Consider the following 14,130-nt stretch of genomic DNA (forward strand, 5'->3'; position numbering starts at 1 on the left):
CGGATGGCGGCTGGGGGGTGACGGTCACGTCCGGAGGGGCACGGTCACGTTGTCGATGAGCCGGGTGCGGCCCACCCGGGCGGCCACGGCCAAGACGGCGTCGCCCCGGTGGTCGTCGGCCGCGTCGGCGAAGGTGGCCGGGTCGACCAGGGCGAGGTAGTCGAGTTCGACCGGCGGGGTGGCCCGGGCGGCCTCGTCCAGGACGGCGCGGGCCGCCTCGCGGACGGCCACGGCGCCTCCGGTCGCGGCGTCGGCGCCCGCGCGCAGGGCCCGGGACAGGAAGAGGGCGCTCGCGCGGTCCGCCTCGGAGAGGTAGACGTTGCGGCTGGAGGAGGCCAGGCCGTCGGGCTCGCGGAGGGTGGGGGCGCCGACGATCTCCACCGGGAGGTCGAGGTCGTCGACCATGCGGCGGACCAGGGCGACCTGCTGGGCGTCCTTGGCCCCGAAGACCGCCAGGTCCGGGCGGACCAGCTGGAACAGCTTGGTGACCACGGTGAGGACTCCGGTGAAGTGGCCGGGGCGCGAGGCGCCCTCAAGGCGTTCGCCCATGGCGCCGGCGTCGACGGTGACCATCTGCGGGCGCGGGTACATGGTGGCGGTCTCGGGGGCGAAGACCACGTCCACGCCCTCCTCGCCGCACAGCCGGGTGTCGCCGGGCAGGTCGCGCGGGTACTGGTCCAGGTCCTCTTCCGGGCCGAACTGGAGCGGGTTGACGAAGACGCTGACCACGACGGTGTCGGCCCGTTCGCGGGCCAGCCGCATGAGGCTGCGGTGGCCGCCGTGGAGGGCTCCCATGGTGGGGACCAGTCCCACGCGGCCCGCGTCGGCCAGGGCGCGGCGCAGTTCCTCGGGGGTGCGGACGACGAGCGGACCGTCGGCGCCGTCGCGCCGGGCGGGATCGGTCATGGTTCTCCTTGGTGGTCTGCCGGGTCTCCGCGTCGAGTCCGGGTCGTGGCCCGGTACCCGTGCGTGTGCCGGTGGACGTCGTGTTCGCGGTGGCGCTCCGCCGTGGGCGGGCGCGCCCTCGCGGTCGGAGGGCGGTGCCCCGGGGTCGGGATCGGTCTCCGAGGCGCCGTGGGGTCAGCGACGCAGGACGTCCAGCAGACGGGCGGCGTCCTCGGGTTTGAGCATCCCGGCGTTGATGGCGCGGTCCGCGGTGAGCCGGGCCAGCTCGACGTAGCTGGCCACGCTCTCGGGCGCGTGTTCCCGAAGCTGCTCGACGTGTCCTGCCACCGTCCCGGCGTCGCCGCGCAGGACCGGCCCGCTCAGGCCGTGGATGCCCAGTCGCAGGGCGTTGTCCAGGGCCGCGCTGAGCATGGGGGCGAGCATGCGCGCGGGTTCGGACACCCCGGCGGCCGTGAGCAGGGAGGCGCTGTCGGCGACGAGGGTGACCAGGTGGTTCGCCCCGCCCGCGAGGGCCGCGTGGTAGAGGGTGCGCTTGTCCTCGGCGACCCACACCGGTTCGGCGCCCATCTCGACCACGAGGGCCTCGGCGATGGGGCGGAGCTGCTCGGGCGCGGTCACGCCGAAGGCGCAGTTGGCGAGCCGTTCGACGTCCTCGTCGCGGCCGGTGAAGGTCATGGCCGGGTGCAGGGCCAGGGGAAGCGCGCCGGCGACGGTGGCGGGGGCCAGGATCCCGTAGCCGTGGGCGCCGCTCGCGTGGACGAGGATCTTGCCGCGCAGGTCGGTGCCGGTCGCGGCCAGGCCCTCGACGAGGTCGGGGAGGGCGTCGTCGGGGACGGTCAGCAGGACGAGGTCGCTGGCCTCCGCCACCCGGGCGGGTTCGAGGACGCGGGCGCCGGGGAGCCGCTCCTCGATCCTGGTCCGCGAGGCGTCGGAGACCGCAGAGGCGGCCACGACCCGGTGCCCGGCCCGTGACAGGGCGACGCCCAGGACGGAGCCGACCCGGCCCGCCCCGATGACGCCGACTCGCAGGCGGGCGGGACGCCCTTCGGTCGTCTCCATGAATCGTGTCCCCTCGTGGTCCGGTGCGTCCGCTTCACCTCGCACCGTGCTCTGAGCACACGATAGCCCGCCCGTACCGCTGACCAGCCGCCCCGCCCCCGCGGAAGGGGACGGGGCGGCCGGGTGACACGGAGAGGGGCGGGTGAGGGCACCCGCCCCTCGTCGTCAGTTCTGGATGATGACCCCGGAGTTGAAGCAGGAGCCCAGCGACTGGCCGAGGACGGCGTTCGAGTTGCCGCAGCCCTCGTTCTCGGCCTCCAGGTCCTTGATGTGGGTGAAGTTCCCACTGGCGTGGGTGTGGTGCGGGGTCCAGTGGCCCGCGTGCGCCGCGGCGGGGGCGGCGGAAAGGAGGACTCCGGCGGAGGCGAGGAGCACGGCACCGGTGGCGAGCGTCTTCTTCAGCACTACTTGTCTCCTTCAGTGTCCGGACGGGGGGACCGACCGAACTCGCAGTGACCCTTCGTGGCGCCCGGGGGCGTCGAGACGAAACTATCGACGCACGACCCCCATGAACATGCCCTGAACTGCATTGATCACAGAACATTGGCCTTTGCTCACACTGGGTACCCGAACGTCCCGGTGCCGATCGGGACAAAGGCGGGGACTTCGACCCCCGCCGCGTGCGCGCAGCGTGACCGGGCCACGGGGTTCCAGCCAGGCACCAATCACGGTTCCGGATGGGCAACCACCACCGGACACCGATTCCCCGGAGGCGGTCCGCATCCGGACACGCGAAAGGGCGCCACACCGTCGTCACGGAGTGGCGCCCCTGCACGGAAAGCTCGCTGGCCCTGGACCGGGTCGGATCAGCCGGGACGTCTCCGGCCGGACACCCCCGCCCGGGCGGGCCGGGAAGTCAGTCCTGCTACCAGTTCTTGACGCTGGCGCCGGAGTCGGTGCAGCTCGCGCCGGAGACACCCAGGATGGAGATCGCGTTGCCGCAGACGTTGATCGGCGCGTCGACGTCCACAACGGCCTGGTTGCCGCTCAGGATGCCGCCGTTGCCGGAGGTGAAGACGTTGCTGTTGGCCATGGCAGGAGTGCCGGCGAACAGGACGCTGCCGGCGGCAGCGGCGATGGCCGTGGCGGCGAAAGCCTTCTTCAGCATGTGTTTTCTCCCGTCAGCCGGTCAGCGGGGGCGCCAACCGGTCGATAACGTTGACGATGTGTATGACAGTGAACACTCAACGTGTTCACCACTATTTAGCCATAGGCCATCGCCGTCCGTGGCCGAAACACGAAAGAGTTTTCCAGTCCTGACCTGGAGGTATCACCATGAGTGAGAAGACATGTCGGACATGAAACGCCGAATCGGAACCCCTGAGGCCCCACAATGTGACACACGACACAGTTACGTCTCGGGGGTGTCACCGCTCGAACCCTCCGTTTTCTCACCCTCGTCCAGGCTGTTCAACGACTCTCCGTGCATGGTCGCCCGGGTCGCCCACCGTTCCGTTCCCGCGGAGGGCACCCTCGCCCGCCTTCCGTGCTCCACCAGAGCGTCCAGGAAACGGCGTCCCTCACTCGCGTTACGGTCGGTCGCACGCGCCGAGACGGGCCCCGGAGGGGTGTCCACGTCGACGGTCACCCTGCCCCTCAGCTGCGCGACCGGGCCCGCCGACAGCCGCAGCGCCTGCATCCGCTCCACCGGCACGATCTCCGTCACCCGGCACAGGATCCCGCGCACACTGACGAACAACCGTTCGTCCACCCCCACCGCGTGCGGCAGCGGGCCGCGGTTGTCCACCAACGGCACCAGGGCCGCCTCGCTCTCCGGGAACACCTCGTTCACCAGGGCGAAGGCCCTCCCACGCGGCGCCACCGGCAACAGCGCCGTCGAGTCGGCCTGGCGCGCGCCCGCGTATCCCGCCATCGTCGCCTCGACCCTCGCCACGCCCAGGGCCCGCCACAACAGCGGCTCCACGACGCGAACCGCCTGCACCCGGCCGGGCGGGACCGTCTGCATGCGCCGCTGGAACATCCCGTAGCGCAGCCGCAGCCCGTCCGAGGACGAGGAGGCGTAGAAGTCCGTGTAGCGCGCCAGCGGCCCCCAGTAGTAGCGCAGCAGCCCGAGGACGAGCGGGACCGCCCCGGCCAGCGCACCCTGTTCGAGGAAGACCACGAACGCGGTGAGGAGCAGGAGCAGCAGGACGAACGACAGCAGCACCGGCACGCGGAACGTCAGGGCGCCCAGGAGCAGCAGGAAGGGAAGCCGGTAGAAGGGCCACTCGGGTGCCTCGGGCGCCCGCCCAGGCAGACCGGCGGCGTGCGCCAGCACCGCCGCCCGGAGCCGTTCGGCCACCCTCCACCGCAGGCAGCGCAGCCGGATGGCGCTCCCGTCGCCCCCGGCCAGCTCGACCCGCAGCTCCGCCAGCCCGAACACCTGCATCAGCAGCGGGCGCACCACGTCCACCGCCTGGAGGCGGCTCAGCGGGATCTCCCGCGAACTGCGCAGGAACAGCCCGCTGTGCACCACCAGATGGTCCTCGCGCAGCCCGAACGAGCCGTACCACCACGCGGGCAGCGCGTAGGCGAGGGAGCCGAACACCACCGCGAACGCCAGCACGAACACCCAGGCCAGGCCGAACTGGCTCAGGATCGGCCCGACCAGCGCCGCGAAGACGAGGGTGACCCCGAGGACCTGGAGCGGGATGATCAGCCAGTGTGAGCGGAAGATCCCCGTGGTGACGTCGGCCGCCGGGTCCGGCCGCCGGGGCGGCGGGGGCGGCGGGGCGCCCCAGGCGCCACCCGGCGGCAGCATCGACGGCCCCCAGGCGGGCGGCGGAGGCCCCGGGCGGTGCGGTCCCTGCGGCCATGGTCCCCGCTGCGGCGGTCCGTGCACTTACAACCCCGTAGAGAAGGTCTCGCTGCGCGCCGCGAGCCGGTCGCGCAGCTGGACGGCCTCGGCCAGTGGAAGCCCCACCACCCGCGTGTCCGCCGTGCTCGCGGCGGTGCGCACGCGCACTGTCGCGATCCCCAGCGCCTGTTCGAGCAGATCAGCGGTGACGTCCACGACCTGCATCCGGCCGTAGGGGATGACCACCAGCTGCCGCACCAGCACCCCGTAGGTGAGGTACAGCTCGGCGGACTCCTCGGCGTATCCCCAGGAGCGCTGGAAGCGCCCGGCCAGGAGCCACAGAACGACGGCGGCCACCAGGACCGCCACCACCCAGGCCACGGCCGTTCCCGGCCGACCCGACAGGAACAGGAACAGGGCCCCGGCCGCCCCGACGACCAGGCAGCCCGCGCCCGTCACCAGACGGCGGTACCAGGCGAGTGCGACCGGAACCCGGGTCCATGCGGTGTCCCCGGGTGCGGCGAAGGCGGCGTCCACGGGGCGCGGCGGCGGGTCGGAGCCCTCCGGCGCCGGTGATGTCGGTTCACTGGTGTCCACGGGCTCAGTCAACCATCAGCGGGCAAGCCCCGCCCGAAACGGCTCGGCCGGAACCCGGAGTCATCCGCGTTCCGCCCCCGTCCCGGGCGGGCCCCACCCCTCAGCTCGCTCCTAGGCGAGCCCCGGTGTGTCGTCGCGGTCCTCGTCCTCGTCGTCGGGCACCCGGCAGGCGTGCTCGAGGTAGAGGGCGGCGGCCAGCAGCAGACCGGCGGCGAGCGCCGTGCCCAGCGCGGTCGCGAACACCTCACGGTGGCTGGGCAGCTCCAGCCGGTCGGAGACGGCCAGCGCGGTCCCCGCGAAGTACCCCGCGGCCAGCGAGGCGAACAGCGCGCTCGCCTTGGCCAGGGCCAGCAGGCGGGCCGCGCTGAGCGGCTCCATCGGCTCCGTCCCGGGCGCCCGGCGGACACGGCGCGCGGTGCGCCCGGCGGTGAACCCCTCCGCGAGGGCCAGCAGGAGCAGGGTCGGGATCGCCGACCACGGCATCAGCGGCAGGCCGCTCACCGTGTTGGCGACCAACAGCCCCAGCAGCGCCCCGAGGAGCGCCAGCAGGGTCGGGACGCGCCACCCGGTCGGGGTGAGCGTGCCCCCGCCCTCACCCGACACGTGCGTCCTCCTCCGGCAGCGTGAGCCCCAGGTCCTCCCGGAGGGTCAGCTCCTGCTCGCCCCCGGTGTCCGCCTCTTCAACACCGGCCAGCAGGGCGGCGACCGGCGCCCGGCCGGGCAGGACCGCTCCGGGGTCCGTGTCCAGCCAGGGACGCAGCACGAACGCGCGCAGGTGCGCGCGCGGGTGCGGCAGGGTCAGCTCCGGATCGTCGTCGGTCGTGTCGCCGAAGGTGATCACGTCCACGTCCAGGGTGCGCGGCCCCCACCGGACCTCGCGGACCCGCTCGAAGGCGCGCTCGGCGGACCGTGCCAGCTCCAGCAGCTCCTTCGGAGCACCGGCGGTGTCCACGACCAGGACCGCGTTGAGGAACGCGCCCTGGTCCGGCCCGCCCACCGGGGCGGTCTCGTAGACCGGGGAGACCGTCACCGGGGTGACGCCCTCCCCGGCGGACAGCAGGTCCACCGCCCCCTGGAGGGCGGCCATCCGGTCCCCGAGGTTGGAGCCCAGGGAGAGCACGGCACGCGCCACCGCCGGGCTCACCGCTGCCCCCGCTCACCCCGGGTGACGGTGACCGCCACGTCCGCGAACTCGTGCTCGATGGGCGCCGACGGCTTGTGCACCGTCAGCTCCACCCCTCGCACCAGGGACTCGGCCAGGCACACCTCGGCCAGGCGCTCGGCCAGGGTCTCGATCAGGTTCACCGGCTCGCCGGTCACGACCTCGACCAGCCGGTCGGCCAGCTCACCGTAGTGGACGGTGTCGGCGACGTCGTCGCTCTTCGCGGCGGTCGTCGTGTCCAGGTACAGCACGGCGTCCACGAAGAAGTCCTGCCCCTCGCGGCGCTCGAAGTCGAACACCCCGTGGTGGCCCCGGGCCCGCAGGCCCCGGAGCTCGACGCGGTCCCGCATCAGTCCTCGGCCTCCGTCTCGTCGTCGTCCTCCATCAGCACCGGGGAGGCGTGGTGCGACCACAGCCGCCACCCCTGGTCGGTGTCGACGAACAGGTTGGTGGTGACCACCTGCCCGCCCGCCACGAACCCGGGGCTGCCGTCCTCCGCCGTCAGCACGTTCTCCTCACAGGTCACCATGGCGATGTCGCCACCCACCCCGATGTGGGTCTCGGTGAGCACGTACTGGATGTAGGTGACGTTGGCCATGATCAGCGACCAGGCGCGCATGATCTCGGTGCGGCCGCGCAGGAGCGGCCAGCCGGGGTTGACGCAGACGAGGTCGGGGGCCTCGTGCTCCTCCGCCCACACGGTGCGCATCAGGTCGATGTCACCGTTCTCGATGGCGCTGTAGAACTGCGCGTTGGCCTCGGCGACGCGCTCCATGACCTCCTGGCGGGACTTCACACGTCACCCCGCTCAAGGTTCCGGTCCCGGCCCTCGGCGAGGCTGGCCCCGCCGTCGGCCCAGGCCGCCGCCACGCGAACCGCGTCGGCGTTCGGACGAACATCGTGCACCCGCACCGCCCAGGCGCCGCGATCGGCGGACAGGGTGGTCACGGCCGCGGTCGCGGCGTCGCACTCGACGAACGGGCGGTCCTCGCCCTTGGCGTCGCCGAGCAGTCGGCTGAGGAAGCGTTTGCGTGATCCCGCCACCAGGACGGGTCGGCCCAGTTCGTGGAACCGGTCGAGATGCCGGAGCAGCGCCCAGTTGTGCGCCTGTTCGGGGCGCTTGGAGAATCCCAGGCCCGGGTCCAGAACGATCTGGCCGGGGTCGACACCTGCGCTGATCATGGCCTCCATACGGTCGCGGAGTTCATCGAGGACCTCCTGGACGACATCCGTGTACACAGCACGGCTCTGCATGTCATGACTATGCCCACGCCAGTGCATCAACACGTAGGCCACACCGGAAGAAGCGACGAGTCGGCCCATCTCGGGGTCGGCCAGGCCGCCGCTGACGTCGTTGACCAGCACCGCGCCGGCCTCGACCGCGCTCGCGGCGACCTCGGACCGCATCGTGTCCACGCTGACCGCGACGCCGCGCGCGGCGAGTTCGCGCACCACCGGTTCGACACGGCGCAGCTCCTCGGGGGCCGAGACCCGTTGGGAACCGGGGCGGGTGGACTCACCACCCACGTCGACGATGTCCGCGCCCTCCTCGACGAGGCGCAGACCGTGTTCGATCGCGCGCTCGGGGTCGAACCAGGACCCGCCGTCGGAAAAGGAGTCGGGGGTGACGTTCACGACCCCCATGACCAGGCACCGCCCTCGGTCGGGCAGCCCCGGAAGTGTGTGTTTCGGCGCCATGCGCATCACCCTACGCGTACGCCGAGGGGCCGGGGGCACACGGCCCCCGGCCCCTCGGGCGGTGGTGTCGGAGTTCGGACCGGCACGGCCCCGAAGCGGGGTCAGCGCTGGTCGAGGATGAGGCTCATGACCTCGGAGCGGGTGCGGTCGCTGCTGCGGAAGATGCCCCGCACCGCGGAGGTGACCGTCTTGGCCCCGGGCTTGCGCACCCCGCGCATGGTCATGCACAGGTGCTCGGCCTCGACGACCACTATCACCCCGCGCGGGTCGAGGTGCTCCATAATGGCGTCCGCGACCTGGCCGGTGAGGCGCTCCTGCACCTGCGGGCGGCGGGCGTAGACGTCCACGAGGCGGGCGAACTTGCTCAGCCCGGTGATCCGGCCGTGCGGTCCCGGGATGTAGCCGACGTGCGCCACCCCGAAGAACGGCACCAGGTGGTGCTCGCAGGTCGAGTAGAGCTCGATGTCCTTGACCAGGACCATTTCCTCGTGGTCGGCCTCGAAGACCGTGGTGAGGACGTCACCGGGTTTCTGACCGAGCCCGGAGAACTGCTCCTCGTAGGCCCGGGCGACTCGCTCGGGGGTCTTGGTCAGACCGTCGCGGTCGGGGTCCTCCCCGATCGCGATGAGGATCTCCCGAACCGCGTGCTCGATGCGCTCGCGGTCGACGGGTCTGGCGGGAAGGTCCGAGCTCACGCCTGGTCTCCTTCGGTGGTGGTGGTCGACTCCGGGTGCTGACCGTTGCTGGACGGACCCTGGACGTCGGCACCGTTCAGCGCGGCCGTCTCCTTCTTGGAGCGGACCGGGGGCCGGTTGGAGGGCTGGCGCTTGCCGTAGCCGGTGTAGGAACCGCGGGTGGGCCGCTTGCGGACCGGCTCGAAGACCTCCAGCACCTGGGTCTTGGTGAGCGTCTCCTTCTCCAGGAGCTGCAGGACCAGCTCGTCGAGCACGTCGCGGTACTCGACGAGGACCTCGTAGGCCTCGTCGTGCGCGGACTCGATGAGGCGCCGCACCTCCTCGTCGATGAGGGAGGCGATCTCCTCGGAGTACTCGCGGGCGTGGGACATCTCCCGGCCCAGGAACGGCTCGGTGTTGCCGGAGCCGAACTTGCGGGCGCCCAGGCGCTCGCTCATGCCGTACTCGGTGACCATGTTGCGGGCCAGGCTGGTGGCCTTGTCGATGTCGTTGCCCGCGCCCGTGGTGGGCTCGTGGAAGACGAGCTCCTCGGCGGCGCGGCCGCCGAGCATCATGGCGAGCTGGTCCATCATCTGCGAGCGCGAGGTGAGGAACTTGTCCTCGGTCGGCACCGACATCGTGTAGCCGAGCGCGCGGCCGCGCGGCAGGATCGTGATCTTGTGGACCGGGTCGGCGTTGGGCAGCGCGTGACCGACCAGGGCGTGACCGCCCTCGTGGTAGGCGATGACCTTCTTCTCGCGGTCCGACATCACGCGGGTCTTGCGCTCGGGACCGGCCATCACGCGCTCGATGGCCTCCTCGAGGACGGCGTGGGTGATGACCTTGCTGTCCGCGCGGGCCGACAGCAGGGCGCCCTCGTTGATGACGTTGGCCAGGTCGGCGCCGGTCATCCCGGAGGTCTGTCGGGCGATGACGGCGAAGTCGACGTCCTCGGCCATGGGCTTGCCCTTGGCGTGCACGCCGAGGATCTCCTTGCGGCCGTCCATGTCGGGACGGTCCACGACGACCTGGCGGTCGAAGCGGCCCGGGCGCAGCAGCGCGGGGTCGAGGATGTCGGGGCGGTTGGTGGCGGCGATCAGGATGACGCCGCCCTTGACGTCGAAGCCGTCCATCTCGACCAGCATCTGGTTGAGGGTCTGCTCGCGCTCGTCGTGCCCGCCGCCCATGCCGGCGCCGCGGTGGCGGCCGACGGCGTCGATCTCGTCGATGAAGATGATCGCGGGGGCGTTGGCCTTGGCCTGCTCGAACAGGTCGCGCACACGTGAGGCGCCCACGCCGACGAACATCTCGACGAAGTCCGAACCGGAGATGGAGTAGAACGGCACCCCGGCCTCACCCGCGACGGCGCGGGCCAGCAGGGTCTTGCCGGTTCCGGGCGGGCCCATGAGCAGGACGCCCTTGGGGATCTTCGCCCCCATCGACTGGAACTTCTCCGGGTTCTGGAGGAACTCCTTGATCTCGTGGAGCTCCTCGATGGCCTCGTCCGCACCGGCCACGTCCTCGAAGGTGTTCTTCGGGGTGTCCTTGGTGATGAGCTTGGCCTTGGACTTGCCGAACTGCATGACCCGCGAGCCGCCGCCCTGCATCTGGCTGAAGATGAACCAGAAGATGACGATGATGATGATCAGCGGCAGGAGGCTGAACAGGGCCGTGGTCCAGATCGGTGTGGTCGCCACCGAGACCTCGTAGGCCTTCAGGTTCCCGTCGGGGTTCTCGCTGGACTCCTGGAGCATGTCGGCCAGCTGGAGGCCCTGCCCCTCCACCCAGTAGGCCTCGAGGATGTCCTCATCGACGGTGGTCAGTCGGATGCGCTGGTCGCGGTCGACGATCTCGGCGTTGTCCACCTCGTCCTGCTCGATGAGCTGGTAGACCGTCGAGATGTCGGCTTCCTCGGGCTGGGGACCGGAGCCCACGTCGAACACGCGGAAGCCGATAACGAGCATGAGGGCGACAGCCAGGATCCAGATCCAAGGGCCGCGGAAAAAACGCTTCAGATTCATGTGAGCGGAACCCTGTCGGGTCCGTCCCTCCTGACCAGGCCGCCCGCCCCAGAGGAGATTCCGAAGCAGGACCTATCGGACACGTGCTCCCTGCGATGACGCCGGGATATTCGACGGTACACCTCGCCGCGCGGAGCGGTCACACCGCTCGGACCGGTGGCGGGTCCGTCATGAACGCAACGACCGTGACCCGCTCCGTTGTTCCCGTGGTCGCCGCCGCGCGGGCACCGCGCGGCGGCGGTAACGCTACTTCTCGTAGACGTGCGGGGCGAGGGTGCCGATGAACGGCAGGTTGCGGTACCTCTCGGCGTAGTCGAGCCCGTAGCCGATGATGAACTCGTTGGGCAGGTCGAACCCGATGTACCTGACGTCGAGGTCGACGTCGAAGGCCAGGGGCTTGCGGACCATGGTGCAGATCTCCACGGACCGGGGCCCGCGCGACTTCAGGTTGCCGACCAGCCAGGAGAGGGTCAGGCCGGAGTCGATGACGTCCTCGACGATCAGGACGTCGCGGTCCTTGATGTCGGTCTCCAGGTCCTTGAGGATGCGCACGACACCCGAGGAGGTGGTCCCGGCCCCGTAGGAGGACACCGCCATCCAGTCCATGGAGACGGGGTTGTGCAGCGCCCGCGCCAGGTCGGCCATGACCATGACCGCGCCCTTGAGCACGCCGACGATCAGCAGGTCCCTGCCCTCGTAGTCGGCGTCGATCCGCGCCCCCAGCTCGGCCAGGCGCGTCTTGATCTCTTCCTCGGTGACGAGGACCTTCTCCAGGTCCTCGCCCATGTCCTTAGCGTCCACGCTCACGTCCTCGCTGCTGAGTTCCCCGTTTGCGGCAACCAGGATAAACGTGCCGAACGAGGCCACGGTGCCCGACCGCCCGCCCGGGGCCCGGGGTTCGGCCTCCGGCTCAGGGCCCGAAGACGATCCGACCAGCGGTCCGACGCCCGCGAACCCCTCCTGGAAGGTCGATGTGGGCCTGCCCCCGCCACTCGGTGACAAGGCGATCCAGCTCACGTACGTGACGTGCGTTCAACGCGCTCGCCGGGCACCCCGATTCGAGGGCGGCACGGCGCAGCACGCGGGTGCGCAGTGAGGGTTCGGCCCGCTCCAGCGGTTCGACCGCCAGCCCGGGCCCCCCGCCCTCCCGGGCCCGTTCGTGCAGGGCCCCGGCGAGCGCGTCCAGGGTGTCGGCGTCCGAGCGCAGCAGGGCGGCGGTCCTGGCCAGAGCGGAGGCGACCCCCGGGCCCAGGGCTGCCTCCAGGGCGGGCAGGGCCTCGTGGCGCACTCGGGAGCGGGCGAAGCGCGGGTCGTGGTTGTGCGGGTCCTCCCAGGGGCTCAGCCCCTCCAGGGAGCAGGCCTCGCGGACGGTGGCGCGGTCCAGGTCCAGCAGGGGACGCAGGTAGGCGCCGGTGCGCCGGGCCATCCCGGCCAGGGACCGCGCCCCCGATCCACGGGCCAGCCCGAGCAGAACCGTCTCCGCCTGGTCGTCAAGGGTGTGGCCGAGCAGGACCACCGCCGGACGGAGTTCGTCGACCACCGCGTCCAGGGCGTCGTAGCGGGCCCGCCGGGCCGCCGCCTCCGGGCCGCCGGACCCGCCGACCCGGACGGGGACCGCCCGCACGGGGTCGAGGCCGAGCCCGTCCAGGACCTTGGCCACGGTTTCGGCCCGTTCCCCCGAGCCCTCCTGGAGGCCGTGGTCGACGGTGACACCGCCCGCCCGCACACCCGCCCGGGGCGCCTCGAAGGCCAGCGCACCGGCCAGGGCCAGGGAGTCGGCGCCGCCGCTGCACGCCACGAGGACGGTGGTCCCCTCGGGCAGCTCGGACAGCGCCCGCCGGACCGCCGAGCGGACGGCGGCCACGGCGGCGGGCGGCCCGCTCACTCGGTGATGGCGGCGGGGCGCACGACCCGTTCGATCCACTGCGACGGGGCTCGGATCTCCTCCAGGGTGGGCAGCGTCTCCGGCGAGGTCCACACCCGGTTGAAGTCGGCCATTCCGACCTGCGCGACGACCTGCCGCACGAAGGCCGCCCCCTCCTCGTACTGCTTCATCTTGAGGTCCATGCCCAGCAGCTGGCGCATGATCCGGTCGAGGGGGTTGAGCGACTCACGCCGCTTCTGGAAGCGGGACCGGATGGTCGCCACCGAGGGGACGACGTCCGGCCCCACGGCGTCCATCACGTAGTCGCCGTGGCCCTCGGCCAGGCTCATGACGGCGGTGACCCGGTCCATCAGAGCACTCTGCTCCGGGGTCTGGAAAGCGGTGAGGAGGTTGCCCTCGCCACCACGCACCGCGTCCGCCACGGCCTCACCCGCCTGTCGCAGGCGGTCGATGAGGTCGGAGGCGTCCATCTCCGTGGACAGCAGGAGTTCCCGCATGAGGTCCTGGACGTGGCCGCGCAGCCACGGCGTGGCCGTGAACTGCATGCGGTGGGTCTCCTCGTGCAGGCAGACCCACAGGCGGAAGTCGCGCGGGTCGACGCCCAGCTCGCGTTCGGTGTTGACGATGTTGGGTGCCACGAGGGTCAGGCGCCCGGTCGGCGAGTGGCCGTCGGGGTCCGGTGGCAGGAAGAGTTCGTACTGGCCGAGGACCCGCCCGGCCAGGTAGGACAGGACCGCCCCGAGCTGCACCCCGGTGATCCGGGAACCGACCGCGCTGGTCAGGTTCCCGGCCGGGCTGTTGTTCAGCCGGTCGGCTCCCATCTGTTCGAGTACGGGTTCGAGTACGACCCGAAACCCGTCGACGTTGGCTCGAATCCAGCCCGGGCGGTCGACGATGACCGCGGGCCCCGAGGGTTCGAGGGGGTTCATTCCGGTGAAGTCGCGCACGTGCCCGGCGGCCACGGTGGACAGCTCGCGCAACTGCACCACGGCCTGCCGTGCGTCGGACAGGTCCACCTGCGGCCCAGGGCGCACGAGGCGAACACCGGTGTTGACGGCTACGTCCCAGTCGATCACAGTCACACGGTCAGCCTACCCACGCGAGGGCTGTGAGCACGGGGATCAGGGCGCGATTTCAGGGCAGACCCCGGGATACCCCTGAGACGGCCCGAAAGCCCCACCCGTACACCTCGGCCGTGGATCCGGCCCTTCCCCGCCCAGGTGGGGAGTCGAACGCTCGCCCCGGCCACGGCTGACGGACCACCGTGCCCCTGAGCCACAGGCGTGAACCCCGCCCGTACGCCCCAGCCGCAAGGGGGGTGCTTGGTTCGG

Annotated in this window: 16 protein-coding genes; all 16 read right to left on the reverse strand. The window is 71.6% G+C overall.

The annotated features are described in order from the left end of the window. Nucleotides 1-24: 24 nt before the first annotated feature. Nucleotides 25-906: a pantoate--beta-alanine ligase gene (gene panC, locus ADX84_RS09625; RefSeq protein WP_049570835.1), complete on the reverse strand. Its 882-nt coding sequence runs from the start codon at nucleotides 904-906 to the stop codon at nucleotides 25-27. Nucleotides 907-1,080: 174 nt separating this feature from the next. Beyond that, complete coding sequence (locus ADX84_RS09630) at nucleotides 1,081-1,965, reverse strand: Rossmann-like and DUF2520 domain-containing protein (RefSeq protein WP_049570838.1); 885 nt, start codon at nucleotides 1,963-1,965, stop codon at nucleotides 1,081-1,083. Nucleotides 1,966-2,130: 165 nt separating this feature from the next. After that, nucleotides 2,131-2,370, reverse strand: coding sequence for a hypothetical protein (locus tag ADX84_RS09635; protein ID WP_049570840.1), 240 nt, complete (start codon nucleotides 2,368-2,370; stop codon nucleotides 2,131-2,133). A gap of 460 nt (nucleotides 2,371-2,830) precedes the next feature. Then, nucleotides 2,831-3,073, reverse strand: coding sequence for a chaplin family protein (locus ADX84_RS09640; protein WP_049570847.1), 243 nt, complete (start codon nucleotides 3,071-3,073; stop codon nucleotides 2,831-2,833). 243 nt (nucleotides 3,074-3,316) lie between these two features. Next, the gene (locus ADX84_RS09645; protein WP_049570849.1) at nucleotides 3,317-4,726 is read right to left on the reverse strand and encodes a PH domain-containing protein; all 1,410 of its coding nucleotides are present in this window, start codon (nucleotides 4,724-4,726) and stop codon (nucleotides 3,317-3,319) included. An 81-nt stretch (nucleotides 4,727-4,807) separates the two neighbouring features. Continuing rightward, nucleotides 4,808-5,299, reverse strand: coding sequence for a PH domain-containing protein (locus ADX84_RS09650; RefSeq protein ID WP_049570851.1), 492 nt, complete (start codon nucleotides 5,297-5,299; stop codon nucleotides 4,808-4,810). Between the two features lie 171 nt (nucleotides 5,300-5,470). Continuing rightward, nucleotides 5,471-5,962, reverse strand: coding sequence for a DUF3180 domain-containing protein (locus ADX84_RS09655; RefSeq protein ID WP_049570854.1), 492 nt, complete (start codon nucleotides 5,960-5,962; stop codon nucleotides 5,471-5,473). Further along, nucleotides 5,952-6,491, reverse strand: a complete 540-nt coding sequence (folK, locus tag ADX84_RS09660) for a 2-amino-4-hydroxy-6-hydroxymethyldihydropteridine diphosphokinase (protein ID WP_082206374.1) — start codon at nucleotides 6,489-6,491, stop codon at nucleotides 5,952-5,954. The genes ADX84_RS09655 and folK overlap by 11 nt, the downstream gene beginning before the upstream one ends. Before the next feature lie 8 nt (nucleotides 6,492-6,499). Then, a complete protein-coding gene (gene folB / locus ADX84_RS09665) occupies nucleotides 6,500-6,871 on the reverse strand; it encodes a dihydroneopterin aldolase (protein WP_049570856.1) in 372 nt (123 codons plus the stop codon). Next, a complete protein-coding gene (locus tag ADX84_RS09670; RefSeq protein ID WP_049570858.1) occupies nucleotides 6,871-7,317 on the reverse strand; it encodes a nuclear transport factor 2 family protein in 447 nt (148 codons plus the stop codon). The genes folB and ADX84_RS09670 overlap by 1 nt, the downstream gene beginning before the upstream one ends. Beyond that, nucleotides 7,314-8,219 (reverse strand): dihydropteroate synthase, encoded by a 906-nt coding sequence (gene folP / locus ADX84_RS09675; RefSeq protein WP_234003898.1) that lies wholly within the window; start codon nucleotides 8,217-8,219, stop codon nucleotides 7,314-7,316. Before folP ends, ADX84_RS09670 begins: the two co-directional genes overlap by 4 nt. A 101-nt stretch (nucleotides 8,220-8,320) precedes the next feature. Continuing rightward, entirely contained in the window at nucleotides 8,321-8,914 is a 594-nt protein-coding gene (gene folE, locus ADX84_RS09680; RefSeq protein ID WP_017542899.1) for a GTP cyclohydrolase I FolE, read from the reverse strand. Continuing rightward, the gene (gene ftsH / locus ADX84_RS09685) at nucleotides 8,911-10,914 is read right to left on the reverse strand and encodes an ATP-dependent zinc metalloprotease FtsH (RefSeq protein WP_049570865.1); all 2,004 of its coding nucleotides are present in this window, start codon (nucleotides 10,912-10,914) and stop codon (nucleotides 8,911-8,913) included. The genes folE and ftsH overlap by 4 nt, the downstream gene beginning before the upstream one ends. 246 nt (nucleotides 10,915-11,160) lie before the next feature. Next, nucleotides 11,161-11,715, reverse strand: a complete 555-nt coding sequence (hpt, locus tag ADX84_RS09690; protein ID WP_199560655.1) for a hypoxanthine phosphoribosyltransferase — start codon at nucleotides 11,713-11,715, stop codon at nucleotides 11,161-11,163. A 109-nt stretch (nucleotides 11,716-11,824) separates the two neighbouring features. Then, nucleotides 11,825-12,799 carry a tRNA lysidine(34) synthetase TilS gene (gene tilS / locus ADX84_RS09695; protein WP_049570871.1) on the reverse strand — a complete coding sequence of 325 codons (975 nt, stop codon included), beginning with the start codon at nucleotides 12,797-12,799 and terminating at the stop codon, nucleotides 11,825-11,827. Beyond that, on the reverse strand, nucleotides 12,796-13,875 hold the full coding sequence (locus ADX84_RS09700) for a zinc-dependent metalloprotease (RefSeq protein ID WP_049570873.1): 1,080 nt from the start codon (nucleotides 13,873-13,875) through the stop codon (nucleotides 12,796-12,798). The genes tilS and ADX84_RS09700 overlap by 4 nt, the downstream gene beginning before the upstream one ends. Between the last annotated feature and the right edge of the window lie 255 nt (nucleotides 13,876-14,130).

The organism is Nocardiopsis sp. SBT366, from assembly GCF_001083815.1.
Taxonomy (GTDB): domain Bacteria; phylum Actinomycetota; class Actinomycetes; order Streptosporangiales; family Streptosporangiaceae; genus Nocardiopsis; species Nocardiopsis prasina.

Coding starts and splice junctions, on each gene's coding strand:
- panC (WP_049570835.1), bottom strand. CDS start 906: ATGACCGATCCCGCCCGGCGCGACGGCGCCGACGGTCCGCTCGTCGTC.
- ADX84_RS09630 (WP_049570838.1), bottom strand. CDS start 1,965: ATGGAGACGACCGAAGGGCGTCCCGCCCGCCTGCGAGTCGGCGTCATC.
- ADX84_RS09640 (WP_049570847.1), bottom strand. CDS start 3,073: ATGCTGAAGAAGGCTTTCGCCGCCACGGCCATCGCCGCTGCCGCCGGC.
- ADX84_RS09645 (WP_049570849.1), bottom strand. CDS start 4,726: ATGCTGCCGCCGGGTGGCGCCTGGGGCGCCCCGCCGCCCCCGCCGCCC.
- folB (WP_049570856.1), bottom strand. CDS start 6,871: ATGCGGGACCGCGTCGAGCTCCGGGGCCTGCGGGCCCGGGGCCACCAC.
- folP (WP_234003898.1), bottom strand. CDS start 8,219: ATGGCGCCGAAACACACACTTCCGGGGCTGCCCGACCGAGGGCGGTGC.
- ftsH (WP_049570865.1), bottom strand. CDS start 10,914: ATGAATCTGAAGCGTTTTTTCCGCGGCCCTTGGATCTGGATCCTGGCT.